This is a genomic window from Bacillus sp. FSL M7-0791 (assembly GCF_038627085.1).
Lineage (GTDB): Bacteria > Bacillota > Bacilli > Bacillales > Bacillaceae > Bacillus > Bacillus safensis.
In genome coordinates this window covers 3,038,029-3,063,344 of sequence record NZ_CP152022.1, presented here as the reverse complement: position 1 = coordinate 3,063,344, position 25,316 = coordinate 3,038,029, and the positions used below count along the sequence as shown (strand labels likewise).

At 41.5% G+C, this 25,316-nt stretch carries 25 protein-coding genes and 1 tRNA gene; 21 read left to right on the top strand and 5 right to left on the bottom strand.

Translation table 11 applies throughout. The features are described 5' to 3' along the window. The first annotated feature begins 55 nt into the window (after positions 1-55). The 8 genes from MHI08_RS15830 to MHI08_RS15795 all read left to right on the top strand — a co-directional run bounded on the left by MHI08_RS15830 (position 56) and on the right by MHI08_RS15795 (position 7,369). Positions 56-1,441: an NlpC/P60 family protein gene (locus MHI08_RS15830; RefSeq protein ID WP_342499760.1), complete on the top strand. Its 1,386-nt coding sequence runs from the start codon at positions 56-58 to the stop codon at positions 1,439-1,441. A 234-nt stretch (positions 1,442-1,675) separates the two neighbouring features. Then, positions 1,676-2,626, top strand: coding sequence for a thioredoxin-disulfide reductase (gene trxB / locus MHI08_RS15825; protein ID WP_024427675.1), 951 nt, complete (start codon positions 1,676-1,678; stop codon positions 2,624-2,626). A gap of 357 nt (positions 2,627-2,983) precedes the next feature. After that, positions 2,984-3,448: an 8-oxo-dGTP diphosphatase gene (locus MHI08_RS15820; RefSeq protein WP_151862865.1), complete on the top strand. Its 465-nt coding sequence runs from the start codon at positions 2,984-2,986 to the stop codon at positions 3,446-3,448. A gap of 39 nt (positions 3,449-3,487) precedes the next feature. After that, complete coding sequence (gene rapZ / locus MHI08_RS15815; RefSeq protein WP_024423552.1) at positions 3,488-4,375, top strand: RNase adapter RapZ; 888 nt, start codon at positions 3,488-3,490, stop codon at positions 4,373-4,375. After that, the gene (locus tag MHI08_RS15810) at positions 4,376-5,335 is read left to right on the top strand and encodes a YvcK family protein (protein WP_024423551.1); all 960 of its coding nucleotides are present in this window, start codon (positions 4,376-4,378) and stop codon (positions 5,333-5,335) included. A gap of 17 nt (positions 5,336-5,352) precedes the next feature. Further along, entirely contained in the window at positions 5,353-6,303 is a 951-nt protein-coding gene (gene whiA, locus MHI08_RS15805; protein ID WP_024423550.1) for a DNA-binding protein WhiA, read from the top strand. A 26-nt stretch (positions 6,304-6,329) separates the two neighbouring features. Continuing rightward, positions 6,330-6,587, top strand: a complete 258-nt coding sequence (locus MHI08_RS15800) for an HPr family phosphocarrier protein (protein WP_024423549.1) — start codon at positions 6,330-6,332, stop codon at positions 6,585-6,587. A gap of 38 nt (positions 6,588-6,625) precedes the next feature. Continuing rightward, positions 6,626-7,369 (top strand): arylamine N-acetyltransferase, encoded by a 744-nt coding sequence (locus MHI08_RS15795; RefSeq protein WP_342499759.1) that lies wholly within the window; start codon positions 6,626-6,628, stop codon positions 7,367-7,369. A gap of 53 nt (positions 7,370-7,422) precedes the next feature. Here the strand turns inward: MHI08_RS15795 and MHI08_RS15790 are convergent, their stop codons facing one another. Next, complete coding sequence (locus tag MHI08_RS15790) at positions 7,423-7,911, bottom strand: ribonuclease (RefSeq protein WP_342499758.1); 489 nt, start codon at positions 7,909-7,911, stop codon at positions 7,423-7,425. Between the two features lie 177 nt (positions 7,912-8,088). Beyond that, a complete protein-coding gene (locus MHI08_RS15785) occupies positions 8,089-9,066 on the bottom strand; it encodes a D-glycerate dehydrogenase (RefSeq protein WP_342499757.1) in 978 nt (325 codons plus the stop codon). Between the two features lie 553 nt (positions 9,067-9,619). On the opposite strand from MHI08_RS15785, the gene MHI08_RS15780 reads away from it, so the two are divergent. Both MHI08_RS15780 and MHI08_RS15775 read left to right on the top strand, forming a co-directional pair. Further along, a complete protein-coding gene (locus tag MHI08_RS15780) occupies positions 9,620-10,201 on the top strand; it encodes a carbonic anhydrase (protein WP_024423545.1) in 582 nt (193 codons plus the stop codon). Positions 10,202-10,238: 37 nt separating this feature from the next. After that, entirely contained in the window at positions 10,239-11,861 is a 1,623-nt protein-coding gene (locus MHI08_RS15775; protein WP_025094004.1) for a SulP family inorganic anion transporter, read from the top strand. 26 nt (positions 11,862-11,887) lie between these two features. Here MHI08_RS15775 and MHI08_RS15770 read toward each other — a convergent pair whose 3' ends face one another. Beyond that, positions 11,888-12,229, bottom strand: coding sequence for a MazG-like family protein (locus MHI08_RS15770; RefSeq protein ID WP_024427682.1), 342 nt, complete (start codon positions 12,227-12,229; stop codon positions 11,888-11,890). A gap of 137 nt (positions 12,230-12,366) precedes the next feature. Between MHI08_RS15770 and MHI08_RS15765 the strand changes: the two genes are divergently transcribed. Continuing rightward, positions 12,367-12,945: a TIGR00730 family Rossman fold protein gene (locus tag MHI08_RS15765; protein WP_041107909.1), complete on the top strand. Its 579-nt coding sequence runs from the start codon at positions 12,367-12,369 to the stop codon at positions 12,943-12,945. A 57-nt stretch (positions 12,946-13,002) separates the two neighbouring features. Here MHI08_RS15765 and clpP read toward each other — a convergent pair whose 3' ends face one another. After that, on the bottom strand, positions 13,003-13,599 hold the full coding sequence (gene clpP / locus MHI08_RS15760; protein WP_024427684.1) for an ATP-dependent Clp endopeptidase proteolytic subunit ClpP: 597 nt from the start codon (positions 13,597-13,599) through the stop codon (positions 13,003-13,005). A 253-nt stretch (positions 13,600-13,852) separates the two neighbouring features. Here clpP and MHI08_RS15755 point away from each other — a divergent pair. Next, a tRNA-Arg gene (locus MHI08_RS15755) sits at positions 13,853-13,928 on the top strand. Between the two features lie 150 nt (positions 13,929-14,078). Beyond that, complete coding sequence (locus MHI08_RS15750; RefSeq protein ID WP_163115055.1) at positions 14,079-14,654, top strand: MmcB family DNA repair protein; 576 nt, start codon at positions 14,079-14,081, stop codon at positions 14,652-14,654. A gap of 79 nt (positions 14,655-14,733) precedes the next feature. Here the strand turns inward: MHI08_RS15750 and MHI08_RS15745 are convergent, their stop codons facing one another. Then, positions 14,734-15,636, bottom strand: coding sequence for a hypothetical protein (locus MHI08_RS15745; protein ID WP_163115054.1), 903 nt, complete (start codon positions 15,634-15,636; stop codon positions 14,734-14,736). A 323-nt stretch (positions 15,637-15,959) separates the two neighbouring features. Between MHI08_RS15745 and MHI08_RS15740 the strand changes: the two genes are divergently transcribed. From MHI08_RS15740 to abc-f, 8 genes are all read left to right on the top strand, one after another. Then, positions 15,960-16,703: an ABC transporter substrate-binding protein gene (locus tag MHI08_RS15740; protein WP_239500367.1), complete on the top strand. Its 744-nt coding sequence runs from the start codon at positions 15,960-15,962 to the stop codon at positions 16,701-16,703. 163 nt (positions 16,704-16,866) lie between these two features. Then, positions 16,867-18,036, top strand: a complete 1,170-nt coding sequence (locus MHI08_RS15735) for a macrolide family glycosyltransferase (protein WP_163115053.1) — start codon at positions 16,867-16,869, stop codon at positions 18,034-18,036. Between the two features lie 321 nt (positions 18,037-18,357). After that, a complete protein-coding gene (gene nikA, locus MHI08_RS15730; RefSeq protein WP_041107902.1) occupies positions 18,358-19,998 on the top strand; it encodes a nickel ABC transporter substrate-binding protein in 1,641 nt (546 codons plus the stop codon). Between the two features lie 15 nt (positions 19,999-20,013). Continuing rightward, positions 20,014-20,943, top strand: coding sequence for a nickel/cobalt ABC transporter permease (gene opp1B / locus MHI08_RS15725; RefSeq protein WP_041107900.1), 930 nt, complete (start codon positions 20,014-20,016; stop codon positions 20,941-20,943). A 5-nt stretch (positions 20,944-20,948) separates the two neighbouring features. Next, positions 20,949-21,836, top strand: a complete 888-nt coding sequence (gene opp1C / locus MHI08_RS15720) for a nickel/cobalt ABC transporter permease (protein ID WP_041107898.1) — start codon at positions 20,949-20,951, stop codon at positions 21,834-21,836. After that, entirely contained in the window at positions 21,799-22,617 is an 819-nt protein-coding gene (locus tag MHI08_RS15715) for an ABC transporter ATP-binding protein (RefSeq protein WP_041107896.1), read from the top strand. The genes opp1C and MHI08_RS15715 overlap by 38 nt, the downstream gene beginning before the upstream one ends. Further along, positions 22,611-23,381, top strand: a complete 771-nt coding sequence (locus tag MHI08_RS15710) for a dipeptide/oligopeptide/nickel ABC transporter ATP-binding protein (RefSeq protein ID WP_041107894.1) — start codon at positions 22,611-22,613, stop codon at positions 23,379-23,381. Before MHI08_RS15715 ends, MHI08_RS15710 begins: the two co-directional genes overlap by 7 nt. A 332-nt stretch (positions 23,382-23,713) precedes the next feature. Continuing rightward, positions 23,714-25,273, top strand: coding sequence for an ABC-F type ribosomal protection protein (gene abc-f / locus MHI08_RS15705; RefSeq protein ID WP_198527746.1), 1,560 nt, complete (start codon positions 23,714-23,716; stop codon positions 25,271-25,273). Positions 25,274-25,316 lie beyond the last annotated feature (43 nt).

Genomic DNA, 25,316 nt, shown 5'->3' with positions numbered 1-25,316 from the left:
GAGAATTTGCTGCTTTCTAATGTCGCTTGGGAAATTTTCAAAGGAGGAACTATTCGTGAAAAAGTTTATTACTTTCGGTTTAGCTTCGGTGATCGGAGCGAGCGGTTTATTTATTCCATTTACGCATGAAGCAAACGCACAGAACTTTGAACAAAAGAAACAAGAACTAGACAGCAAGCAATCTGAGGTAAACAAGAATCTTCAAAAGAAAAAAGAAGAGCTTTCAAAGCTTGAAGCAAAACAAGAGGCACTTGCACAAAAGCTTAAAGATATTGATGAGAAAGCTTTAAAAACAAGTGATCAAATCGAAGAAAAACAAAAAGAAAATGAAAAAACAAAAAAAGAAATCAAAGCACTGAAAAAAGAAATTGCTGATACGGAAAAACGTATTGAAGAAAGAAACGAGTTCTTGAAAAAGCGTGTACGTGCCCTTCAAGAGAGCGGCGGTTCTACGAAATACATAGATGTATTACTAGGAGCAAAAAGCTTTAGCGATTTCATCAGCCGTGCAGGTGCAGTATCTACACTGATCAACGCAGACAGTGAAATCATTAAAGAGCAGGAAAAAGACAAAGCAGAACTTCAAAAGTCTGAAAACGAATTAAACACAAAGCTTGAAAATGTGCAAAACACACTTGCAAAGCTTGAAACGCTTCAATCAGACTTGAATAAACAGCTTGATGAAAAAGACAAGCTATTCAAGCAAGTGAAAAAGCAAAAAGGAAGTGCTTTTTCTGAAATCAGCGAGTTAAACAGTGAGGCTAACAGCATTGCATCTGAAAAAGACGCAACAATCGCTGCACAAAAACAAGCTGAAAAAGAAGCAAGAGAAGCAGCTCAAAAAGCAAAAGAAGAACAAGCGCAAAGACAACAGCAACAGCGTCAAGCTAGTGTTCAAGCGGAAGACAACAGCTCAAGTAACGATAGCAGCCCGTCTTCAAGTAACAGTGGATCATCTAATGACAACAATAACAGCAACAGCAGTGCACCAAGCAAGAAGCCATCTTCTGGCGGTGGATCACCTGTCAGCAGTAACGTAGGCGGAATTGAAGGTGCGATCAGCACAGGTTCTACGATTGTTGGACAATCTCCATATAAATGGGGCGGCGGCAGATCACAAGCCGATATTGACGCACGTCGTTTTGACTGTTCTTCATTCGTTCGCTGGGCATTTGCATCAGCAGGCATCAACCTTGGACCAGTTGGCGGTACAACAACAGATACGCTTGTAGGTAAAGGAAGAGCTGTAAGTGCATCTGACATGAAACGCGGAGACCTTGTGTTCTTTGATACGTATAAAGTAAATGGACACGTTGGTATTTACTTAGGAAACGGTTCATTCTTGAACGATAACAGCTCTCGCGGTGTTTCAGTTGACTCAATGAACAACGTATACTGGAAAAAAGCTTTCAATGGCGTTGTAAGAAGAGTCGTTGAATAAATCATTACTTTTTATATAACCGTAAACAGGCTTCCTTAAACAGCAGTTTAAGGAAGCTTTTTCTTTTTTTGAAGATATGAGCAAATGATTCGCTTATTCCCCGCAGATTTAATAGGATATGGGTAAGGAATAAAAGCTAAGAGTGGAAATGATGCTCTCTGTCATGAATGGAAGCATCACCCAAGGGCATTCTAATAAGAAATGCGAGCAGCAATTGAAGAGGGAGTGACAGTTGTGTCAGAAGAAAAAATCTACGATACGATCATCATTGGAGCGGGTCCTGCCGGAATGACAGCCGCTGTTTATACATCACGGGGAAATCTTTCAACATTAATGATTGAAAGAGGAATTCCAGGCGGACAAATGGCGAATACGGAAGATGTCGAGAACTATCCTGGCTTTGAAAGTATTTTAGGGCCGGAACTTTCAAATAAAATGTTTGAGCATGCGAAGAAATTCGGTGCAGAGTATGCATATGGCGATATTAAAGAAATCGTGAACGGTGAAGAATATAAAATCGTCAAAGCCGGCTCAAAAGAATACAAAGGACGCTCTGTCATTATCGCGGCAGGGGCTGAATACAAAAAAATCGGTGCACCAGGTGAAAAAGAACTTGGCGGCCGTGGCGTATCATATTGTGCAGTATGTGACGGGGCTTTCTTTAAAAACAAAGAGCTTGTCGTCATCGGCGGCGGTGATTCTGCGGTAGAAGAGGGTGTGTATCTCACACGCTTCGCTTCTAAAGTAACGATTATCCATAGACGCGATAAACTTCGTGCACAAAGCATTTTACAAGCACGCGCCTTTGATAATGAAAAAATTGACTTCAAGTGGAACAAAACCGTCAAACAGATCAATGAAGAAAACGGGAAAGTCGGCAGTGTGACATTGGTTGATACGGTGACTGGTGAAGAAGAAGACTTTAAAACAGACGGCGCCTTTATCTATATCGGCATGCTGCCACTGTCTAAACCATTTGAAAATCTCGGCATTACAAATAAAGAAGGCTACATCGAGACAAACGAAAGAATGGAAACGAGAGTGGAAGGTATTTTCGCCGCTGGTGACATTCGAGAAAAAACACTTCGTCAAATTGTGACAGCAACAGGTGACGGAAGTATTGCAGCACAAAGCGCACAGCATTATGTAGAAGAGCTTGCTGAAAAACTCAAAGCAACGAAATAAAAGGCTGTCGTAAATCCTTAATATAGCGTCATGGGCTTTTAACTGGAATGTAACACGGGTGAAATAATTTTCCGTTATGATGAAACTAGTAATTGACCCCCTTTTATAAGGAATACATGTTTGGCACGGATGTGAATCCGTGTCCTTTTTTTTGCCTAAAATCAGAAATTCACGAGATGTTCACAAATGACGCATGGAGAACCGTTAGATGCTGTAAAATAAAGAGTAGAGAAATTGCCCGTTACACGATTCAAACGAAAACCGGTCTGTTTTCGGGGAAGAACGGGCATGTTCATTGTGGGAGTCAGGTTGAACCTGTATAATAAGTTAAAGACATAAAAGAGTAGGTGACAGCTGATGCAACGAGTAACGAATTGTGTGCTGCATCACGAAGATCAAGTTCTCTTGCTGCAAAAGCCAAGACGGGGCTGGTGGGTAGCACCGGGCGGCAAAATGGAAAGCGGAGAATCGGTCAAGGATTCAGTCGTTCGAGAATATAGAGAAGAAACAGGTATTTATATTTTAAATCCGCAGCTGAAAGGTGTTTTTACCTTTATCATAAAAGAAGGCGATCAAATCGTTCAAGAGTGGATGATGTTCACCTTTATGGCAGATTCATTTACCGGAAAAAACGTAACAGAGTCAGAGGAAGGTATTTTAAAGTGGCATGACGTAAAGGATGTGCCTGATTTGCCGATGGCCCCAGGAGATTCCCATATTCTTGATTTCATGCTTAAAGGAAAAGGACTTCTGCACGGCACTTTTACGTATACACCCGATTTTGAGCTGATTGCTTATCGGTTAGATCCTCAGGGAGAATAATACATGAACCGTTTTCATAAAGAAGGAGAGGAAGCAGGCATGAATACACACAAACAAGAAGATATTCAGCTTGTGATTATTACAGGAATGTCAGGTGCGGGGAAAACCGTCGCCATTCAAAGCTTTGAAGATTTAGGCTACTTTTGTGTTGATAACCTGCCGCCATCACTTTTACCGAAGTTCTTAGAGCTCATGAAGGAATCGAATTCCAAGATGAGCAAGGTCGCTCTTGTGATGGATTTGCGTGGACGCGAATTTTTTGACAGTTTAATTGCCGCGTTAGATGAAATGAGTGATCTTGACTGGATCACGCCAAGGATTCTGTTTTTAGATGCAAATGATAAGGTACTTGTCTCAAGATACAAAGAAACGAGACGTTCGCATCCCCTTGCGACAACAGGTTTGCCGCTTGAAGGAATTGCAATGGAGCGCGAGCTGCTAGAGGAGTTAAAAGGCCGGTCTCAAATGATTTTTGATACATCGGATTTAAAACCAAAACAGCTGCGAGAAAAAATTGTCACGCACTTTGCCACGAATCAAGGGCAGGTGTTTACAGTAAACGTGATGTCCTTTGGCTTTAAATACGGTCTGCCGATTGATGCTGATCTTGTCTTTGACGTGAGATTCCTGCCGAATCCTTACTATATTGAGAGCATGCGTCCACAGACTGGAAACGATGAAGAAGTGCGCTCCTATGTGATGAAATGGACTGAAACACAAAAATTCACAGAGAAATTAATCGATCTCCTCAGCTTTATGCTTCCGTCCTATAAACGAGAAGGAAAAAGCCAGCTTGTGATTGCCATCGGCTGTACAGGCGGACAGCATCGATCTGTGACACTAGCCAACTATTTATCGGAGTATTTTAAAAACGATTACTATACACATGTCACTCACCGGGACATTGAAAAGAGAAGCAGAAAATAGATGACGACACTACCAAAGGTGGTCATTCTTGGCGGCGGCACTGGCTTATCTGTTTTGCTCAGAGGGCTTAAAACGAAGCCGGTGGACATTACCGCTATAGTAACGGTTGCTGATGACGGAGGCAGCTCAGGCAGACTGCGGCATGATTTGAATATTCCCCCTCCAGGTGATATTCGAAATGTCCTTGCGGCTCTCTCTGATGTTGAACCGCTTGTAGAAGATTTATTTCAGCACCGTTTTAACAAAGGGAATGACTTAACAGGCCACTCACTCGGCAACCTCATTCTTGCGGCCATGACAAATATAACCGGTGATTTTTTTCATGCCGTCACTGAAATGAGCAAGGTTTTAAATGTGAGAGGAAAAGTATTACCAGCAGCAAATTCAAGTGTTGTTCTTCATGCGGAATTAGAAAATGGGCAAATGGTGACAGGAGAATCGAAAATTCCCACCTATGGTGAGCGAATTAAACGAGTGTTCCTCACACCCGATACGATTGAACCGCTCCCAGAATCCATTCAAGTCATTCGTGAGGCGGATTTAATCGTCATTGGGCCTGGCAGCCTGTATACGAGTATTTTGCCAAACTTGCTTGTCCCGCATATTGGAGAAGAAGTGATTCGCTCTAAGGCGAAAAAAGTGTATATATGCAATGTCATGACGCAGCCGGGGGAAACGCTTTCCTACAGTGCAGCTGATCATGTTCAGGCATTAAATGATCATATGGATCGTCCATTTATCGATACGATTTTTGTGAACAATAAAGAAATTCCAGAAGAAATTAAAGCAAAATATGCAGAAGAACAGGCACAGCCTGTCCAATTCGACACAGATGCACTGAAAGCAATGGGACTAGAAGTGATTCCTGGAGAAATCATTACATATGACCAGCATGTCATTCGTCATGACACGCTGAAAGTAGCCTCGCTGCTTGTCGATCTGCTGCAACAGAAAAAATAGGAATGGGGGTGGCAAGGATGTCATTTGCATCCGAAACAAAAAAAGAGCTGACTAATCTGGACGTGAAGGACTGCTGCACAAAAGCAGAGCTTTCTGCCCTCATCCGTATGAACGGTTCATTATCTTTCTCTAATCGAAAATTGATTTTAGATATACAGACAGAGAACGCAGCCATTGCAAGACGGATTTATACGCTGCTCAAAAAGAAATATGATGTGACAGTCGAACTGCTCGTCCGTAAAAAAATGAGATTGAAAAAGAATAACGTGTATATTGTCAGACTGGTAGAACGAGCGAAAACCATTTTAGAGGATTTAAAAATATTAGGTGAGCAATTTGTATTTGAGCGCAATATTTCAGAAGAACTTGTGAAGAAAAGATGCTGCAAGCGCTCCTATATGAGAGGTGCTTTTTTAGCAGGCGGTTCTGTGAATAACCCAGAAACGTCCTCCTATCACCTTGAAATTTTTTCACTATATAAAGAACATAATGATGCCCTTTGTGAGCTGATGAATCAATTTCATCTCAATAGTAAAACACTTGAGCGCAAAAAAGGGTACATTACGTACATGAAGGAAGCAGAAAAAATCACGGAATTCTTAAGCGTTGTGGGTGCTCATAACTCACTGCTTCGCTTTGAAGATGTGCGGATCGTCCGAGATATGAGGAACTCCGTCAACCGGCTCGTCAATTGTGAAACAGCAAACTTGAATAAAACGATAGGTGCATCACTGCGTCAGGTCGAGAACATTCAATTCATTGATGAAAAAATTGGGCTTGATGCCCTGCCGGAAAAGCTTCGTGAAATTGCCAAACTGCGAGTCGACTATCAAGAGGTCACGCTGAAGGAACTTGGAGAAATGGTGGAAAGCGGCAAGATCAGCAAGTCAGGGATTAACCACCGTTTAAGAAAGCTAGATCAAATCGCAGAACAATTACGAAACGGACAAGCTGTTACACTCAAATAGGAGAATGAAAAAGGGAGGCAGATCATATGGTGGAAAAAACGGTCACCATCCAGCTGAAAACAGGCTTGCAGGCACGTCCAGCTGCTTTGTTCGTACAAGAAGCCAATCGCTTTGGTGCTGATATTTTTCTAGAGAAAGATGGGAAAAAAGTCAATGCGAAAAGCATTATGGGTCTCATGAGTCTTGCGATCAGCTCTGGGGTTACTGTCACACTGATTGCAGATGGTGCAGATGAACAAGAAGCCATTGAGGCGTTAACAGATTTTATCAATCAAGAAAACTGAGCCTCTTCAAAGGCTCAGTTTTTTTAGGAGGGAATGTCATGATTCAATCAGCTTTTTTACAGAAGGTCGGATATGAAGGCCAGTCCATCACCTTTAAAGACTTGCCTGTATTATTAAAAAAAATGGCCTATACCTTTCCATTCGAAAATAGATCTGTTTTGAACAAACAATCCTACGCTTTGAATCAAGAAGGGTTGAAGCAGCATCTACTTGAAGAAAACAGAGGAGGTCTTTGTTACGATCTCAATCCTCTCTTATACTATGTGTTAAAAGAGGCAGGGCTCTTTGTACAGCTTCTTCAAGGCACAGTGTATAACAAAGAAGCGGATACGTGGGCAATTGATGGCACGCACGTAGCTATCATGCTGAAGCATCACAACGAACGCTTCCTCATTGATGCGGGATTTGGTGTGAATTTACCTCTTCAGCCTGTGCCTTTTACAGGAGATTGGGTGAAAGGAGCGTCAATGCGGTTTCGCGTCAAAGCTGAGGAAACCGAAAAAGGGACACATCTGTTCCAATTAGATAAGGGAGATGGCGCTGAAACAGGCTATGCTTTCACATTGAACGAGGTGGACGAGTCTGTATTAGCCCAAATGAGACACGAGATTTATGAAAATGAATCCTCTCCATTTAACAAAAGACCGCTTGCGTCAAAGCTCACGCCAACAGGACGTGTGATCGTTACTGAGGATCATGTCACCACACATGAACACGAAGAAGTGTCGAAAAAGCCGCTGCCGATTCCTTTTGAGGATTACGTAAAAAAGCTTATACCGTAAACCACCATATGAAAAGACAGCCCCAGATCAAATAGGGCTGTCTTTTTTATTGATTATCGAATACGTGTGAAAGTCGCATAATGGTCTGTTGTTTTGTAAATGAGCCAGTCGCTTGAATACACAAGACGGTCTGCATTGCGGAAGCCTGAAACGTAGTTGATGTCTGCCTCACGCCATGTTCGGCCGCTTGCTGAAGGAAGACGTCCCTCCCGGTTTGAGAAAATATCTCCACCAATGCTTTTACCTGGCGCCACCTCGGCTAGATTTCCCTTAGATGCCACCCATCCGAGAGCACTTGCTTGTGATTTCGTAATGTAGTTATCAGGCAGTCGTTTGTAGCGAATTAAATAATCTGCTACACCATCAAACGTATTAATGACGGCAAGGGTACGCACATCTGGCGTGAGCTGAATAGAAGCAGTTTCAGTTGTGGCTGTTGGTGTAAGAGGTGTTTCTGCATGAGCTTGCTGCGGGACAAATCCAGAAAACAGAATAGCAGCGATCAGAGCGAATATAGTAAAAACCGAACTCAATCTTTTCATCTTCATCCTCCTATTAAGGAAATCGGATGCCGTCCTCTTGATGCTTGTCTAGCTCATATTATAGCACCCGAACATGAAGGAAATGTAAAGAATCAGGATCTTTGCTAAAATGAGTCTTTTCTCCTGATGTCTCCTAAAGAAATAAATAAAAAGACGCAGTCTCTGCGTCTTTTCAGTTCAAGATGAAGCAAGCTCCTTCACAACATCAACAGGCGCCTTCCCATCTATTCCATGAATCACATTATGAATGGCTCGTTTCAGCATGAGATCCCTTGTTGTTTCAGTAGCGGAACCGATGTGAGGAGCTAGGGTGACATTGTTCATCTCTTTGAAAGGATGATCCTCTTGAAGCGGTTCCTGCTCATACACATCAAGACCAGCACCTTTGATCCATCCTTCCTGAAGTGCTTGAATGAGGCTTTTTTCATCCACTGTTTTCCCGCGGGAAATGTTTACAAATAAAGCCGTTTGCTTCATTAACTTCAATTCTCGTTCCCCAATCATATGATATGTTTCCTCGGTCAGCGGTGTAATCAACACGATGATATCAGCTTGTTTTAAAAGATCATCAAGTGCACAATAGACAGCGCCATACGCCGATTCAGCCTTTTCATTCCGGCTTCGGTTATGATAAAGAACGTTCATATCAAAACCATGTGCTGCCCGTTTGGCCACTTGTTCTCCGATACGTCCCATGCCAATAATACCGAGCGTTTGGTGATGGACGTCGATGCCAAAGATCTCTTCTTCCTGTACGAATTTCGTCCATTTTCCTTCACGGATAAAACGGTCAAGCTCGGCGATTCTTCGTGCAGAGGAGAGAATGAGCGAAAAGGCAAGGTCAGCCACGGTATGATCGAGCGTATAAGGAGTATGCGTACCAATCACGCCTCTTTGCCTCATCGCTTCTATATCAAAATTGTCATAGCCGACAGAGTTATTGCTCACCACCTTGAGTTTTGGTGCGTGATCTAACAGCTCTTGATCGATTTTTGTTCCAGACGTTAAAAGACCATCAGCGTGCTGCAGCTTCTCAAACAAAATGTCTCTTGGAATAGGGTCTTTGGATTGCCAAACCTCGTATGTACAATGTTTCTTTAGCATTTCCTCAAAAGAGGCAGGTAAGGGTTTTGCGACAAAAATGTGTGGTGTCACAGTCAATTCGCTCCTTTCACATGGTCATCTTGCTCCTTTTATTATAAAGCAACGATTTCGGCAGAACACGTTTGAATGTTAGTAGCTCAATATTTAATATACTGAAATAACGGTAAAGAAAGACATTTTCTTAGTGAAAAAGTAGATTCTTATGCCATCTGATGCATTTTTTATCTATATAAAAATAAGCTGATAGTAGATGAGACATGTGAAAATGCAAAAATTTACGAGAGATTATCTGACAAACTGGAAAATAGATCGAGACTTTTTGATAGAAAATTTATTATATTTGAAATGTATTAAACGGGATGGTCATTTTCTACTAAACCATTTTATTGTCTTTTGGTGTGATGAGAACAATAGATTGAAAACAAACCCGCGAAGCCGTTGGGATGAAGCGTAAAATAGAGAAAATGATGATATTTCTTCTCATCGTTTTCTCATTTTTTTCTTTTTTTTCTATCATTTTTCTTCTCTATTCTTGAGAACACAAGAAAGAAAAGGAGGACAGGCACGAGTTTACGTTACTTAAAAAAAGATGGGAGATGGCAAAATGGAGTCAAAATTAGAACAGATTCTTCAGCACAATTCAGAGTTTGTGAATGAGAGACATTATGAGCCTTACAAAGCGGGGAAATTTCCTGAGAAAAAACTGGTTATTTTAACGTGCATGGATACCCGTCTTTTGGAATTATTGCCGCAATCTATGGGTCTGCGCAACGGGGATGCAAAAATCATTAAGAATGCAGGCGCCATCGTGACACATCCGTTCGGCAGTGTGATGCGGAGTATCCTGCTAGCTATCTATGAGCTAAAGGCAGAGGAAGTATGCATTGTAGGGCATCATGAATGCGGAATGGCAGGTCTTGCGGCGGACCCTTTACTTGAAAAGGCGAAAGCACGCGGAATCGAAGAGAAATGCTTAAGCATTGTGAAAAACTCAGGAGTTGATTTAAAGGGCTGGCTGACAGGCTTTGATTCAGTAGAAGAAAGCGTGGCCCAAAGTGTGAAATTAGTGAAAGAGCATCCACTGATGCCAAGTGATGTGGCAGTTCATGGACTGGTGATTCACCCAGCGACAGGAAAGCTGGATGTCGTAGTGAAAGACAAACAAATTGACCCACAGTATACCTAAATCATCTACACATACTTGAAGGAGGCTAACACATACCATGCGTTTTTATGGAAGATTTGAAGGGTACAATTCATCAAAGTTTAGACGCGATTTAATCGCTGGGCTTGTCGTGGGCGTTGTGGCAATTCCTTTAGGAATGGCATTTGCCATTGCATCTGGTGTCGGACCAGAATATGGATTATACACAGTCATCGTTGCCGGCATTTTGATTTCATTGTTTGGTGGTTCAAAGTATCAGATCGGCGGGCCGACCGGGGCGTTTGTTCCAATTTTATTCGGGATCGTCAGCCAGTACGGTATTGAAAACTTGCTCATTGCCGGTTTTATGGCAGGCTGTATACTTGTATTATTCGGAATATTCAAACTAGGAAAGCTCATGAAATTTATTCCTCGTCCGGTTATCATCGGTTTTACTGCTGGCATTGCTGTCATTATTTTTTCAGGACAGATTGCCAACTTCCTCGGATTAAAGGGTGTTGAAAAACATGAAAGCTTTTTCCTCAATATGAGAGAAATCGTGGTCCATCTTGGTACCACAAACAGTCTCGCCATTATCACAGCCGTCATCGGGCTCATCGTGATTTTGGCGGCACAAAAATACATTCCCAAAATACCTGGTGCTCTATTAGGTTTATTGGCTTCTACGTTTCTAGCCGTTCTCTTTTTTCAAGGACAAGTTGAAACGATTGGCTCTGCATATGGTGAAATCCCTCGTCAGCTGCCAACCTTCGCTTTTCCTGAATTAACGATTGAAAAAATGATATACCTCCTGCCTCCTGCAATTGTCATTGCGCTTTTAGGCGGCGTGGAATCGATTTTATCCGCAATGGTCGCTGATAATATGAAAGGCTCTAAGCATGACAGCAATAAAGAGCTTGTGGGGCAAGGAATTGCCAATATGGCGGCACCGCTTTTCGGAGGAATTCCAGCGACGGGAGCTATTGCCCGAACGGCCACGAACATAAAAAATGGCGGGGCAAGTCCGATTTCTGGTGTGGTGCATGGCGTTGTCGTCTTGCTGATCTTAATGGTATTTGCGCCGTATGCGTCGATGATTCCACTTGCTGCAATGGCACCGATTTTAATGTTTGTTGCTTGGAATATGAGTGAGAGAAAAGAGTTTATCAATATTTTGAAAGTGAAAAATGCTGATTCGCTTGTACTGGTCGTGACCTTCCTGCTCACAGTGATCGGTGATCTGATTATTGGCGTCACTGCTGGTCTCATTTTAGCATTTATCGCCTTTATCAAAAAAATGAGCCAGACGACCAATATCCATACAAATGTCGCCGTTCCTCAAATGGAAACAGCAGCTGCTTTAGAAAAACAGACAGAGGAGAAAGGGATCAGTATGTATTCCATTGAAGGGCCGCTCTTTTTCGGAACAACAGATTCATTAGAAAATTCGATATTGGATCATGTTCAAACAAAACCGAAAACGCTCATTCTGCTTATGAATAAAGTCAATTACATGGACACATCGGCAGAAGCGGTTCTAATGAATATCTCCAATCGGTTAAAGCATCATAATGGAAAGCTGATGATCGTTGGACTTCAATCACAGCCTAAGGAGCTTTTGCATCGAACGGGACTATTCCATCATATCGGAAAACAGCATTTCTTTGAACGAACGGATGACATTTCACCACAGCATCTTTAAGGCGTAAAAAACACGTGACAGCTTGGTCACGTGTTTTTTACTGGCTCTTTTTCTCCAGAAAAACGCTTTGTGAGTTTTTGTTGATGAGCGCTGAAGATCTCTTCTACTGTGACATCATATTGATCCGCTAAAATGAGGAGATTTGCTAAAACATCTCCCATTTCTTCAATGAGTTCTTTCTTCAGCTCAGATGATTCCTGTCTCTGCTCATCAGGCCGGTCTCGTCCGATTTCTATTGCTCTAACAGCGCGAGCGAGTTCTCCCGTTTCTTCCATTAAGAAGCCTAACCGGATAAACGGTCCGTATTCTGTCCAATTTCTCGTTTGATAAAAATCCTTGATCCACTTCTCCATCTCAGTTGTTTGCATTTTCTCTATACAGCTCCTTATATGGTGTTCACTCTTTTGATTTTACACTATATATAGAAGAAACGGCTGTTTCTTTACAAATCATTATAGTAGAATGAGTGGGTGAAGAAATCATAGAGAGAGATGGGGCTGTTTTGATGAAAACGATTTGTGTGTTTGCTGGTTCGAATCCAGGTGTAAATGATGTCTACAAACAAAAGGCTGTAGAGCTGGGTGCTTATATGGCGAAGCAGGGCATTCGTCTTGTTTACGGTGGATCGCGTATTGGTTTAATGGGCGCGATTGCCGATGAGGTCATGAGACATGGCGGGCAAGTGATCGGAGTCATGCCTAAGGGGCTTTTTAGAGGAGAAGTCGTGCATCAAGAGCTGACAGAGCTAATTGAGGTAACAGGCATGCATGAACGAAAAGCGAAAATGAGCGAGCTGGCCGATGGATTTATTGCGATGCCAGGTGGCTTTGGTACATATGAAGAATTATTTGAGGTGCTGTGCTGGGCACAAATCGGCATCCATCAAAAGCCGATTGGATTGTATCAAGTAAATGACTACTTCAATCCGCTCATAGACATGGTGAAATTCAGTGTACAGGAAGGTTTTTCGAATGAATCACATCTTCAATTGTTACATGCTTCGAGTGAACCGGAGGAATTAATCACGCAGATGGCTTCTTATCAAACACCGTCTCTTCAGCAGAAATGGACGGAGCTGTCTTAAAGTATGATGAAAACAAAAAACCGTCTGTTCAAGAACAGACGGTTTGTGTTGTGATCATTATTTTTGGTCTTCTGTATTACGGGTCAAGACTTTGTCAATGAGTCCGTATTGAAGTGCTTCTTCCGCTGTTTTGAAGTTGTCACGATCTGTATCGCGCTCAATGACTTCAATAGGCTGACCAGTACGTTCAGCAAGTACTTGGTTCAGTTTATCGCGTAAAGAAAGGATTCTTTTTGCCGCAATTTCAATTTCAGTTGCTTGACCTTGGGCACCGCCTAGTGGTTGGTGAATCATGACTTCACTGTTTGGAAGAGCATAACGCTTACCTTTTTCACCAGCAGCAAGCAGGAACGCACCCATAGATGCAGCCATACCAATACAAATAGTTGATACCTTTGGTTTAATAAATTGCATCGTATCGTAAATGGCCATACCAGCTGTGATTGAACCGCCAGGGCTGTTAATGTAGATAGAAATATCTTTTTCTGGATCTTCAGCTTCTAAGAAAAGCAGCTGTGACACGATGGAGTTGGCAACATTGTCATCGATCGCAGAACCAAGCATGATAATACGGTCTTTTAAAAGACGAGAATAAATGTCGTAAGCTCTTTCCCCACGATTTGTTTGTTCAATGACTGTAGGTATTAAATTCATAATGTTCCTCCTTCACCTTTTAGGTAAGTATGTAATTCAATGATACATTTTTGGTCAATAAAGGTCAAACAAAACGCTGACCTAAATTCAAATACCCCTATCCATTTTCCCCAAAATCATTCCACTTCAAACCATCATATTAGTGTATGAATACTAAGTAAGAAAATACATCATCATGACGAATGATTAATCATTGCTTTCTTGCAGCATTTCCCTTATAATTTGATATGCTGACGTTCAAAAAACATATCGTGCGCTCGTAGCTCAGTTGGATAGAGCGGTGGTTTCCGGTACCACGTCTGCCGGGGGTTCGAATCCCTCCGAGCGCGTACAAAAAACATCAAGGATACATACAGTAGCCTTGATGTTTTTTGTACATTCTAGTGAAACTTTAACCATACTATTTTTCTGTGTACTTTTGATTCATGAATTGAAAAACTTCAGCCAATAAAATAGAATATTTAGTAGGTGATTATATTATGAAGAAACTTGATGATAAAGAGATTCGTTCATCTCTTATTTCTAGGCTATCTAAATATAAAAACTGTAGGGTTTTTGAGGAAATGACATTGCCATCAGGAAAAGCTCGAGCAGATATAGTGGCTATAAATGGACATGTGGTTGCTTATGAAATAAAAAGTGATTTTGATTCAATTAAGCGTCTTTCAAATCAAATTCCCGAATACGACAAAAATTTTGAAATGATTTATATCGTAGTGGGTCTGAAGTTTTCACGAAGTATTCATGAAATACTTCCAGAACACTGGGGAATTATAGTTGCTGAGAAAACAAGAATCAATACTGTGCGTTTATCTTTTTTAAGAAAGGCAAAATTGAATCCAAACCTTTCAATGCAATATTTCCTATCTCTTCTCACTTCAAAAGATATAAAAAGAATTGCACAATCTGACGAATATTTAGGAAGCCGATTGCCAAAGAGTACAATAAGGTTACTTTTTAAACAAGAGGTTATAAAAAAGTTAGATGAGACTGTGCCTACATCTCGCAGAAAAAAGCTTAAAAATCAGGTGAGATACTCACTTAAGAATTTGTGAATTTTAGGTGTTTTTTTGAAATATAAGACTAATAAAACCCGCACTCGTTAAAGTGTGGGTTTTATTAGTCTCTTTTATTTTATAATTCATTTAAGCAAACTACGATATGTTTATTGATTCCAATAGAGCTCCATACAGAAGGATTTCCTTTGTTTTCGTTATTATTAATTACTGATTGTATGAATGAATCCGCCCAACAACTATGTTGGTCAAAATTTGTTGCACTAGATACTTCTCTACAAACCTTAACAAAATCATAATTCCCTCGGCGCAGTCCATTTCTTACGAACCAATACTCTGTTTCCAAAGTATATTTTAATTGAACTATAGCTCTTCCTCCAGTTGTTAATTTTGGGCTAACCGAAGCATAGTCACCGAAAAACAGCTCAGATGTTTTACTAGCATGATCTTTAATTTTAGAAAATAATTCTTTTTCAATTCGACTTAATCTATAGTTTTCTTCAGAGGAAACAGGTAGTACTTGTGGAACGGCACCACTCATAATAATAATTTTATGATTATCTAAGATTTCTAGTACCGGTTTAAACTTTGAGACTATTTCTGTATTCACACTATCTATATATTCAAAATCTAACATAATTCTAAGAGGTAAACTATTATGGCGTTCTTTTAACCATTGAATGAAGAAAGAATTAACTACTTTTTTATCAATCCTTACATAATTTTTTTCTCTCTTACTACTGTTATTCAAAATATATTCAACGGGATACATAATGTCAAAATTATCATTTTGATCAAGTTCTAAGAGTTCCTCCAATGAGTCAATGTCATCGGAGTCAAGTTCTCTTACATCTAATAAAACAAAGCTATTATAGCTATTTCTTATTTCGTTTAGACTATCTTGATCTGCATCTTTAACTATAATATTGGGTACAAATTTTGTTACATCATTACCGAATTCCATAAGTTGTTTTAAAGCCCTCCTTTCTCCTTGTTTTTGTCGAAGCGTAGCAAAATACATTAATATCACCTCAATAATTATTTAGCTAGTCTTATAGGTCTAGCTATATACATAATCTTACACCTATATGTAATTATTTACAATTTAATGAAAGGTAATTTTGAAAATATTTTATTTAATTGCTATGATTGAATAATCATTCTCAATTAAAGGTGGTTTCGTAAGTGAAAAAATGATCTGGCTGGCCAGTCTGCTGGCACTGCTGTTAGTGGCATGCGGGCAGAAAGAGAATAAAGAGCAAGCAGCAAGCAGCAAGTACGCGTACATATACAACGGAAACGGGTGAAAAGATCACCATTCCTGCCAAACCGAAGCGGATTGTTGTGTTAACAGCGCAGCTTGGGAACTTTAAAAAGTTAGGTGTGACACCTGTTGGCATGACGGATGTTTATCCTAAATCATCCTTTTTAGATGAAACAGGTGTGAAGCGGGTACCGATCGAAAATGTGGAGGCGATTGCAAAGCTGAAGCCTGATTTGATCATTGCTTATTCACAAAACGAACAGATTGAAAAATATAAAAAGATTGCCAAAACGATCACGTTTACGACAAGTAAACACAGCTTCAAAGAAATGCATATTGAAATTGGAAAGATTCTTGGAAAAGAAGCGTTAGCGAAAAAACAAATACGAGAAATGGATGAGAAGCTGAAGAAAGACGGGGAAGAAGTGAAAGCGAAAATTGGTGATGACAAGACATTCTCCATTATGGATGTCCAGCCAAAGCAAGTGTACTTACTTGGTACAGACTTTGGCCGCGGCGGGGAAGTCATCTATCAAGGCTATGGATTCAGCTTGCCTGAAAAGGCACTTCCAAAGGAAGGTTATCTCGGGATTTCACTAGAAGAGATGAATGAGTATACAGGGGACTATTTACTTGTACCAACAAAGGATGGAAAAGAGCCAAATCTTGATATTACGAATAGCGGTGTATGGAAGAAAAATCAAGCGGTGAAGCAAGGACATGTCCTGTACTACTCAATCAAGGAATTTATCTATGCAGATCCGATCTCCATTGAAAAACAATCTGCTGCATTTAAAAAAAATGCTGCTCAAATCATAATGTGAAAAAGACAAAGTGCTTATTAGGAGACTTTGTCTTTTTTCCTGCCACTTTATCATGAAATACTGGACGTAAGACTCATTTCTTCCCTTTTCAGGCGTATTTGTTGAGCCAGTTCACTGTATATGATTAACATGGAAGAGAATTTACAATGAGGAGGAATTTCTTGTGGCGAAGATTTTATTGATTACGTTTCCAGCTGAAGGACATGTGAACCCTATGTTAGGAATGATTAAATCATGGGCGGATCGAGGCGATGAAGTGCATGCGGTCACAACTGTACATTATGAGGAACGAATCAAACGCTTAGGCGCTCACGTACATATACATCCAGACTATATTCGGACATTACATGTGGAAGAAGGAGATTTAGATTCTATGCAGCCGTTCTTTCATGCCATGCTGCAAACGTCATATGATATTTTAGAGGTGGTGGAAACACTTTCCGAGAAGCATTCATTTGATTTGGTCTACTTTGATATGTTTGGGGCAGGGGAGCTTGTTCGAGATTATTTGCACATTCCGAGCATTGGTTCCAACCCATCTTTTGTGCTGCAAGAGACGCATTTTGATACACCGCTATACAGAAAGGATGAGAAAGCCGATCATCTGTTAGAAAAAATACAAGAGCGTTTTGGCGTTCAGCCAACGCGTTTGATGCAATTTATGAAAAACCGTGGAGAACTGAATATCGTCTATACAAGTGAATATTTCCAGCCGTCTGTTGATTCATTAAACGATTCGTTTGTTTTCATTGGACCGAGCTTTTTAAAAAGAGCCGATCAGCATGATTTCCCGCTGGAAGCACTTGAGCAAGAAAAAGTCGTTTTTATTTCCATGGGCACCGTTCTTGGTGATACAGAATCATTTTTTAATATGTGTATAGATGCTTTCGCAGACTTTGACGGAAAAGTGATTATCGCAACAGGTGAAAAAGTGGATCGTTCTCTCTTAAAAGAGGCGCCTGCTCATTTTCTAATCGAGCCTTATGTACCGCAGCTTGAAGTGCTCGAACTGACAGATGTGTTTATAACGCACGGCGGGATGAATAGTGTCAATGAAGGTATTCATTACCACGTTCCGATGGTCGTCATTCCAGTCGACAAAGATCAGCCGATGGTGGCACAAAGACTGACCGAATTATCTGCTGCCTGTGCACTTGATAAAGATCAGCTGACAGCAAAGCAGCTAAGAGAAACTGTTGAGACGGTTTTAGGCAGTGACACGTACCGTGCCGGTATTGAGAAAATTGAAGAAAGCTTCCAAGCAGCAGGTGGAACAGAAAAAGCATTAAGGGTGATCGACCAATTCATGCAAGCGAAACAGACTCAATCATGAGTCTGTTTCAGCGTGTAGACAAACCCTCGCATTCGGTGTCAGTCCTGCACTCCAGTGCTCACGAATGTTTCAATTCGCTCCGCTCCGGTGCTCGTCCTTCCTAGACTGCAAAGGTTTTCTATCACGCTGAAAAGAAGACAAAGGGCTAAAATCAACATCATTTTAGCCCTTTGTTAACAATCTGAAACAGACTCAATCATGGGTCTGTTTTTTTATGAAAAGACGTTGTATTTCCCATTTCTGTATGCTAATATTCAATTCGTAAACATTTCGATTAATAATCGTAATGATTACGATAATTTTGAATTGGGGGAAGTACATATGAGTGATCAACCAGTTTACATAAAGAAGAAATATGAGAAAAGGCATCCCTATGTGACATACACCTTGATGCTGTTTTCAGTGATGGCTTGTTTTTTATTGGCCTCATGCTCTGAAAACAAAGCATCTTCCAGCAATGATAGAGAAGAAGATGAGCTCGTGTATGCAAGTACAAAAGATATCAGGGACATCAATCCCCATCTATACGGTGGAGAGATGGCTGCTCAAAATATGGTGTTTGAATCGCTTGTCGTCAATACAGAGAAGGGTGTTCAGCCTGCCTTAGCGAAAAGCTGGGACATATCAAAGGATGGAAGGACCTACACCTTTCATCTTCGAAAAGGTGTGACTTTTTCAGATGGTGAGCCTTTTAATGCAAAGGCAGTGAAATTGAATATTGATGCTGTCGTCAAAAATATTGAAAAGAACGCTTGGCTTAATCTTGTATCCGAAATCAAATCCACAAAGGCGGTAGATGACGATACATTTGTTCTCACGTTGAAAGAGCCTTATTATCCTACGTTAGAAGAGCTGGGCTTAACACGCCCCTTCCGTTTTATTTCTCCAAAAAGCTTCATTGATGGAACGACTGCAAAAGGAGTCAAAAGCTATGCAGGTACAGGTCCTTATGTGCTAAAGGAACATAAGAAAAATCAATATGCTGTTTTTGAAATGAATGACCACTATTGGGGGAAAAAGCCGAAAATTTCAACTGTGAAATGGAAAGTCATGCCGGATCACCAAACCATCTTACTTGCGCTTCAAAAAGGAGAGATTGATCTTTTATTTGGAGCAGATGGTGACATGATCGATGGAGACTCATTCCAGGCTTTAAAAGAAGCAGGTCAATATGGTGTAACCGTGAGCCCTCCTGTTGGTTCAAGATCGATTGTTATTAATTCAAACCAGCCAATCACAAAAGATCCGAAAGTAAGAGAAGCGTTTCAATACGCCATTCAAAAGGACATGATCACAGAAGGCATTTTAAATGGAACGGAAAAGGTGGCACACACATTGCTTGCCCCTTCAGTCCCTTACGCAGATATTCCATTGAAAAAGAAAACTTATCAAAAGAAGAAAGCAGAGGCATTATTGGATGATGCAGGCTGGAAGATGAAAGAAGACGGGTATCGCTATCAAAATGGCAAACTGCTGAGTGTGGCTATTTACTATAATTCCGATAATGCAGGCGAAAGAACGATCAGTGAATCGATTCAACAAGATTTCAAGCAGGTGGGGATCAAGCTGGATATTAGAGGAGAAGAAAAACAGGCATTCTTAGATCGCCAAAAAACAGGAAAGTTCGATCTGATGTACTCGCTGTCTTGGGGGCTTCCTTATGATCCACAAACTTATGTCTCTTCATTCCGTGTAGCATCCCATGCTGATTATCAAGCTCAATTAGGACTGAAAAAGAAAAAGTGGCTGGACGAGACGATTACAGAAGTATTAGTAGAACCAGATGAGCAAAAGCGGAAACAAATGTATCAAGAAATATTGACGTATATCCATGATGAAAATGTCTACCTCCCAATCTCATATTCTGTGACAAAGGCTGTTTATAATAAGCGCCTGAAAGGCGTAGGTTTTCATGTATCTCAGTATGAAATCCCATTTGACCGTATGTATTTTGCGTCATAAAACGGAGGTAGAGACATGACTCGCTATCTCTTAAAACGAATATTGATGCTTTTTCCGCTTATGATCTTCATCACCTTCTTTGCTTTTGTACTGCTGACGATGCGGGCAAGTGATCCAGCAGAGGTCGCTTTGCGGGTGAATCAAGTCACTCCAACAGAAGAAATGATTGAATCGATGCGGCAGGAGTTAGGCTTAGACCAGCCGTTTTTCATCCGCTATGCTACATGGCTAAAAAATGGATTAACAGGTGATTTTGGCAGAAGCTATGTCAATCAGGAGCCCGTTTTTGATCTTATCATGGAGGCGCTGCCTGCGACATTGCAGCTTGCAGGAGCAGCGCTTTTTTTCATCATTGTGTTGAGTTTATTATTTGGAGTGATTTGTGCATATGCTGCTCACACTTGGGTGGACCGTTTATTGAGAGCCTTTGTGTTTATCGCCGCTTCAATGCCTAGTTTTTGGCTGGGGATTTTGTTGATTTGGCTTTTTTCTGTCAAATTCAATTGGGTCAATACGAGTGGAATGGAAGGATTCAAATCGATTCTTCTTCCAGCTGTCACATTATCATTTGGCTACTTATCGACCTATGTGAGACTAATACGTAATCAAATTCTAAAATTTCAGCACGAGCCCTTTGTTTTTTATGCAAGAGCACGTGGTTTAAAGGAACGAACCGTTCAACTGAAAATCTTGAGGCATGCCCTGCAATTAGCGGTAACAGCACTTGGCATGTCTATTCCAAAGCTCATTGCGGGAACTGTTATTATTGAGAACCTTTTTGCTTGGCCTGGGGTTGGCCGGTTGTGTGTAACGGCTATTTTCCATGCGGACTTCCCCATTATTCAAGCCTATTTGTTTGTGATGGGGTTCCTGTTTGTTATGTGTAATCTCATCGCTGATATGATGCAAATGACCATGAATCCGCAATTGAGAAAGGAGGTATGACAACAATGATAGGGTGGCATCAATTAAGAAAAGACCGTATGGCGATTCTTTCAATCTGGCTGTTAGCGCTTGTCGCATTAGCTGGACTGTTTGCTCCAATGTTAGCACCACATGATCCAACAAATACGAACATTCTCCAAAAATATGCCGGTATCAGTCTTACTTACCCACTCGGAACGGATCATCTAGGGAGATGTGTATTATCGCGGCTTTTATATGGCATTCGGACAACAATGCTTGCAGCTATGCTGACCATGTGTATCACGATGCTCATTGGCAGCGCACTTGGACTCATGGCAGGTTTCTTTCGAGGAAAGGTGGATGGGGTTTTGATGAGGCTGTGTGATGTCATGCTGTCCTTTCCAGCAGAGGTGATGATTCTTGCGGTTGTGGGAATACTCGGACCTGGACTATTCAATATTATTTTGGCGAATGTCCTAGCGAAATGGGCCTGGTATACAAGAATGATTCGGTCGTCTGTCCTTCAATATGCGAATGAACCTTCTGTTCAATTTGCAAAGGTGACTGGCGGCAAACCCTTTTACATATTGAGGAGACATCTATTTCCTCGCATCTCAGGAGAAATTGCTGTTTTTGCGACACTTGATGCGGGCTGGGTGATCTTAAATATATCAGCACTGTCTTTTCTTGGATTAGGTGTGAGTCCGCCTACACCAGAATGGGGCATGATGCTCAACGAGGCGAAGAATGTCATGGTGACACATCCAGCCCATATGCTTGCGCCTGGACTTGCCATCTTGTTTGTGGTCATGGCGTTGAGCTTTTTAGGAGACAGCCTTCAGCATGCCGCGAATCCTGCCATGCATCATACCAGAAAGAAAGGGGTGAGGCCATTTGCCTTTAATCGACGTAAAAAATCTGTCCGTACATGATCCACAGCAGCAAAAGAATATAGTGACGAATATCACATTTTCTTTACATCAACAACGCTGTTTAGCCGTCATTGGAGAAAGTGGCAGTGGAAAATCAACTGTCGCCAAAGCGTTAATTGATCTTGTCGCCCCTTCGCTAGAAGTGGAAGGAACGATCATTTTTGACGGCAAAACATTAACAAATCAAGAAGCGCATCAATGGCGGGGTAAACGAATAGGTTTCATCTCACAGGATGTCATGAATGCATTCAACCCTATCGAAACGATAGGTCATCAAATGGTGGAAACATTTCAGCAGCATTTGGGCTTACGAGGGAAAGAAGGGAAAGCACATGCTATGGCTGGGCTTACACGTGTCCATTTAAAAAATCCATATGATTTGATGAAAAAGTATCCGTATGAACTGTCTGGAGGAATGCTTCAGCGTGTGATGATTGGCATCACGATGATGCTTTCTCCAGACGTGATCATTGCAGACGAGCCAACTGCATCACTTGATGCCTTTAATGGGCGTGAGGTCATCAGACAATTACACAGTCTAAAGGAAGAAACTGGTGTTACCTTGATCGTCATAACGCATGATTTAGGCGTCGTTCAGGCAATCGCTGATGAGTTGATGGTCATGCACCAAGGAGTAATGCTTGAGCATGGGTCAGCCAAGGAAGTGTTCACATCACCCGAGCATCCCCAAACAAAGCATTTACTTGAGACGAGGCTTCGATTATCTGCCCCTACTGAAGCACTGCGGCAGCAGAAGAGAGTGGAGGCGTTTCCATGTTGATCACAGCTTTCGATCTAGTCAAACACGGTGAGAAGAAAGGTCTTTTTTCAAATCAAAAGAAACCAAAAGACCGCATATCAAATGTTTCGTTTCAAATCGAAAAAGGACAATGTGCCGGATTAGTCGGTGAGAGCGGAAGTGGCAAAAGTACATTGGCACGTATCCTGCTCGGTTTAGAAAAAATAGATGGAGGCGAGGTACAGATTGATGGTATGACAGCTGACAAATGGCGAAGGATGAACCGGGGGAAAATGAGTGTTGTCTTTCAGGATTATCTATCTTCTGTTCATCCCTCCTTTACGGTGAAAGAGATCATAGCAGAACCGATGCGTTTGTTAAAGCAGAGTCAGAATCTGGATCAGAAGGTTTTGTCATTACTTGAGCAAGTCAGACTGCCCTCGTCTGTACTGAATCAATATGCTCACCAGCTAAGCGGTGGTCAGCTCCAGCGAGTGTGCATCGCACGAGCCATATCGACGCATCCAGCCATTCTCATACTAGATGAAGTCTTGAGCTCACTGGATGTCTCTGTTCAAGTACAAATATTGGAGCTGCTTGAGACATTAAAACAAGAGCTAGACATGACCATGCTTCTCATTACTCATGATGTAGAAGCAGCGGTGTATCTATGTGACCGCCTTCTATTTTTACATGAAGGAAGCCTAGTGGAAGAATGCAAAAAGGACGAACTGTTTGAAGTGTCCCATCCATTTACACTCCAGTTAATCGACTCACTTATGCCATTTCAGCTTGACAAAAAATAACCAATCTTTTATCGTATACGTAACAAACGACGGAAGGGTGACCCAATGCAATGAAGTACTAATCCTATGACCTGTAAGCAAAATGAACGAACGAAGGCAGTGAGCAAACGATCCGTTTGCCATGTTTGCTGCGTTTTCATTTTTTAGCTTCGGAATAGGATGGTACAGCTTGGGAATCAAAAAATGAAGTGATTGATACGTGGGATGTGTGTGTTCAAATAGGAACGGCACACCATACTGGATCAATCCGCTTATTTTTGTACACCATTTTGCCTCCTATTCTGAGAATGGGAGGCTTTTTCATGTCTCCTGATACGAAAGGAGAGGATTGGATGTTATTAAAAGCCAATCAGTTAAAGGTATTTCGAAAAGATCGCTTGTTATTTGATATTGAGGAGCTCGCCATCCATCAAGGTGACCGCATTGGTCTTGTAGGGATAAATGGCAGCGGAAAAACGACTTTATTGCATGTGCTGGCAGGACAGGAAACACCAGACAGCGGCACGGTTGCCGCCACAGCGGTCTGTACGCTGCTTCCTCAATTGAAACAAGGAGACGGCAGACAGAGTGGCGGTGAAATGACCCAGACTTATATTGAAAGAGCATTAAGCCGGCCGTCTGCCCTTTTATTAGCAGATGAACCGACCACTCATTTGGATACGGAGCACATTGAGTGGCTGGAAGAAAAGCTGCGTCATTATCAAGGAGCTCTCATTGTTGTTTCGCATGATCGTGCTTTTTTAGATGCAATATGTACGGAGATTTGGGAGCTGGATCATGGGCAGCTTCATCATTACAAAGGCAACTACACGCATTTTGCACAGCAAAAAGAGCTGGCACATCGTCAGCAGGTGGAAGCGTATGAAGCTTATACACAAAAGAAAAAACAGTTAGAGCATGCACTGGAAAAGAAAAAGAAAAAGGCGGACAAAGCGACAAAGCCCTCCCAAAAGGTGAAATCCTCAGGACCTAAAATTGCAAAGCCCTACTATGCAAATAAGCAAAAAAAACTGCAAAAAACAGCCAAATCCATTGAAACAAGGATGGAGAAATTAGAAAAGGTGGAGAAGGTAAAGGACATTCAGCCCATTCAAATGACTCAGCATACGATGAAGGAAACAGCAAGCCGTACCATTTTGAGAGTGGAAAATGTAGATGGCAAGGCGGGAGATAAAGTGCTTTGGAGGCAGGCGAATGTGGAAGTGAGGGGCGGAGACAAAGTTGCCATTATCGGAAAGAACGGGAGCGGAAAAACGACATTTCTCCGTATGTTAGTGAATGGACATCCCGGAGTTACTCGTTCAGAGGCTGTCAAGCTAGCCTATTTTCGTCAGGATCTGTCAGGATTGAAGGTAGATGAATCGATTTTACAAAATGCGCTGAAAGAGGCGGTTCAAGATGAAACAGTGGTTCGAACGGTTTTGGCGAGACTAGGATTTAGAGGGGATGATGTGCACAAGCCTGTTGATGTATTAAGCGGGGGAGAACGGGTGAAGACGATGCTTGCTTCCTTACTCGTCAGTGATGCCAATGTTCTCATGCTGGATGAACCGACGAACTTTTTAGATCTGGCGGCAGTTGAAGCACTTGAAGGTCTATTGAAAGATTACCCAGGTACCGTTGTGTTTGTTTCCCACGATCGCAGGCTGATTGAGGAGGTTGCCACTCATATTTTCCATATTCATGAGGAACGTATTGAAGCATTTGACGGCACATATGAAGCCTATAAACAAAAGGAAGAAAAACCAGCTGTGACAAATAGAGAAGAGGAGCTTCTGTTAATTGATATGCAGCTGTCTGAAGTGCTCAGCCGTTTAAGTATTGAGCCGTCGCAAGAGCTTGAAGAGACATTTCAAGCATTATTGAAACAAAAAAAGTCTTTGGAGGCATAAAAGAAAACCCCTGTTTACTCTACAGGGGTTTCAGCGCGCGGAC

What these genes read in the sequence shown, in the direction of transcription:
- MHI08_RS15745 (WP_163115054.1), bottom strand. Translation starts at nt 15,636, where the DNA reads ATGTATTTTGCTACGCTTCGACAAAAACAAGGAGAAAGGAGGGCTTTA.
- opp1C (WP_041107898.1), top strand. Translation starts at nt 20,949, where the DNA reads ATGATAGGGTGGCATCAATTAAGAAAAGACCGTATGGCGATTCTTTCA.
- MHI08_RS15765 (WP_041107909.1), top strand. Translation starts at nt 12,367, where the DNA reads ATGAAAACGATTTGTGTGTTTGCTGGTTCGAATCCAGGTGTAAATGAT.
- MHI08_RS15780 (WP_024423545.1), top strand. Translation starts at nt 9,620, where the DNA reads ATGGAGTCAAAATTAGAACAGATTCTTCAGCACAATTCAGAGTTTGTG.
- MHI08_RS15820 (WP_151862865.1), top strand. Translation starts at nt 2,984, where the DNA reads ATGCAACGAGTAACGAATTGTGTGCTGCATCACGAAGATCAAGTTCTC.
- clpP (WP_024427684.1), bottom strand. Translation starts at nt 13,599, where the DNA reads ATGAATTTAATACCTACAGTCATTGAACAAACAAATCGTGGGGAAAGA.
- rapZ (WP_024423552.1), top strand. Translation starts at nt 3,488, where the DNA reads ATGAATACACACAAACAAGAAGATATTCAGCTTGTGATTATTACAGGA.
- MHI08_RS15800 (WP_024423549.1), top strand. Translation starts at nt 6,330, where the DNA reads ATGGTGGAAAAAACGGTCACCATCCAGCTGAAAACAGGCTTGCAGGCA.
- MHI08_RS15775 (WP_025094004.1), top strand. Translation starts at nt 10,239, where the DNA reads ATGCGTTTTTATGGAAGATTTGAAGGGTACAATTCATCAAAGTTTAGA.
- MHI08_RS15750 (WP_163115055.1), top strand. Translation starts at nt 14,079, where the DNA reads ATGAAGAAACTTGATGATAAAGAGATTCGTTCATCTCTTATTTCTAGG.
- MHI08_RS15795 (WP_342499759.1), top strand. Translation starts at nt 6,626, where the DNA reads ATGATTCAATCAGCTTTTTTACAGAAGGTCGGATATGAAGGCCAGTCC.
- abc-f (WP_198527746.1), top strand. Translation starts at nt 23,714, where the DNA reads ATGTTATTAAAAGCCAATCAGTTAAAGGTATTTCGAAAAGATCGCTTG.
- MHI08_RS15770 (WP_024427682.1), bottom strand. Translation starts at nt 12,229, where the DNA reads ATGCAAACAACTGAGATGGAGAAGTGGATCAAGGATTTTTATCAAACG.
- opp1B (WP_041107900.1), top strand. Translation starts at nt 20,014, where the DNA reads ATGACTCGCTATCTCTTAAAACGAATATTGATGCTTTTTCCGCTTATG.
- MHI08_RS15710 (WP_041107894.1), top strand. Translation starts at nt 22,611, where the DNA reads ATGTTGATCACAGCTTTCGATCTAGTCAAACACGGTGAGAAGAAAGGT.
- MHI08_RS15790 (WP_342499758.1), bottom strand. Translation starts at nt 7,911, where the DNA reads ATGAAAAGATTGAGTTCGGTTTTTACTATATTCGCTCTGATCGCTGCT.
- MHI08_RS15810 (WP_024423551.1), top strand. Translation starts at nt 4,376, where the DNA reads ATGACGACACTACCAAAGGTGGTCATTCTTGGCGGCGGCACTGGCTTA.
- whiA (WP_024423550.1), top strand. Translation starts at nt 5,353, where the DNA reads ATGTCATTTGCATCCGAAACAAAAAAAGAGCTGACTAATCTGGACGTG.
- nikA (WP_041107902.1), top strand. Translation starts at nt 18,358, where the DNA reads ATGAGTGATCAACCAGTTTACATAAAGAAGAAATATGAGAAAAGGCAT.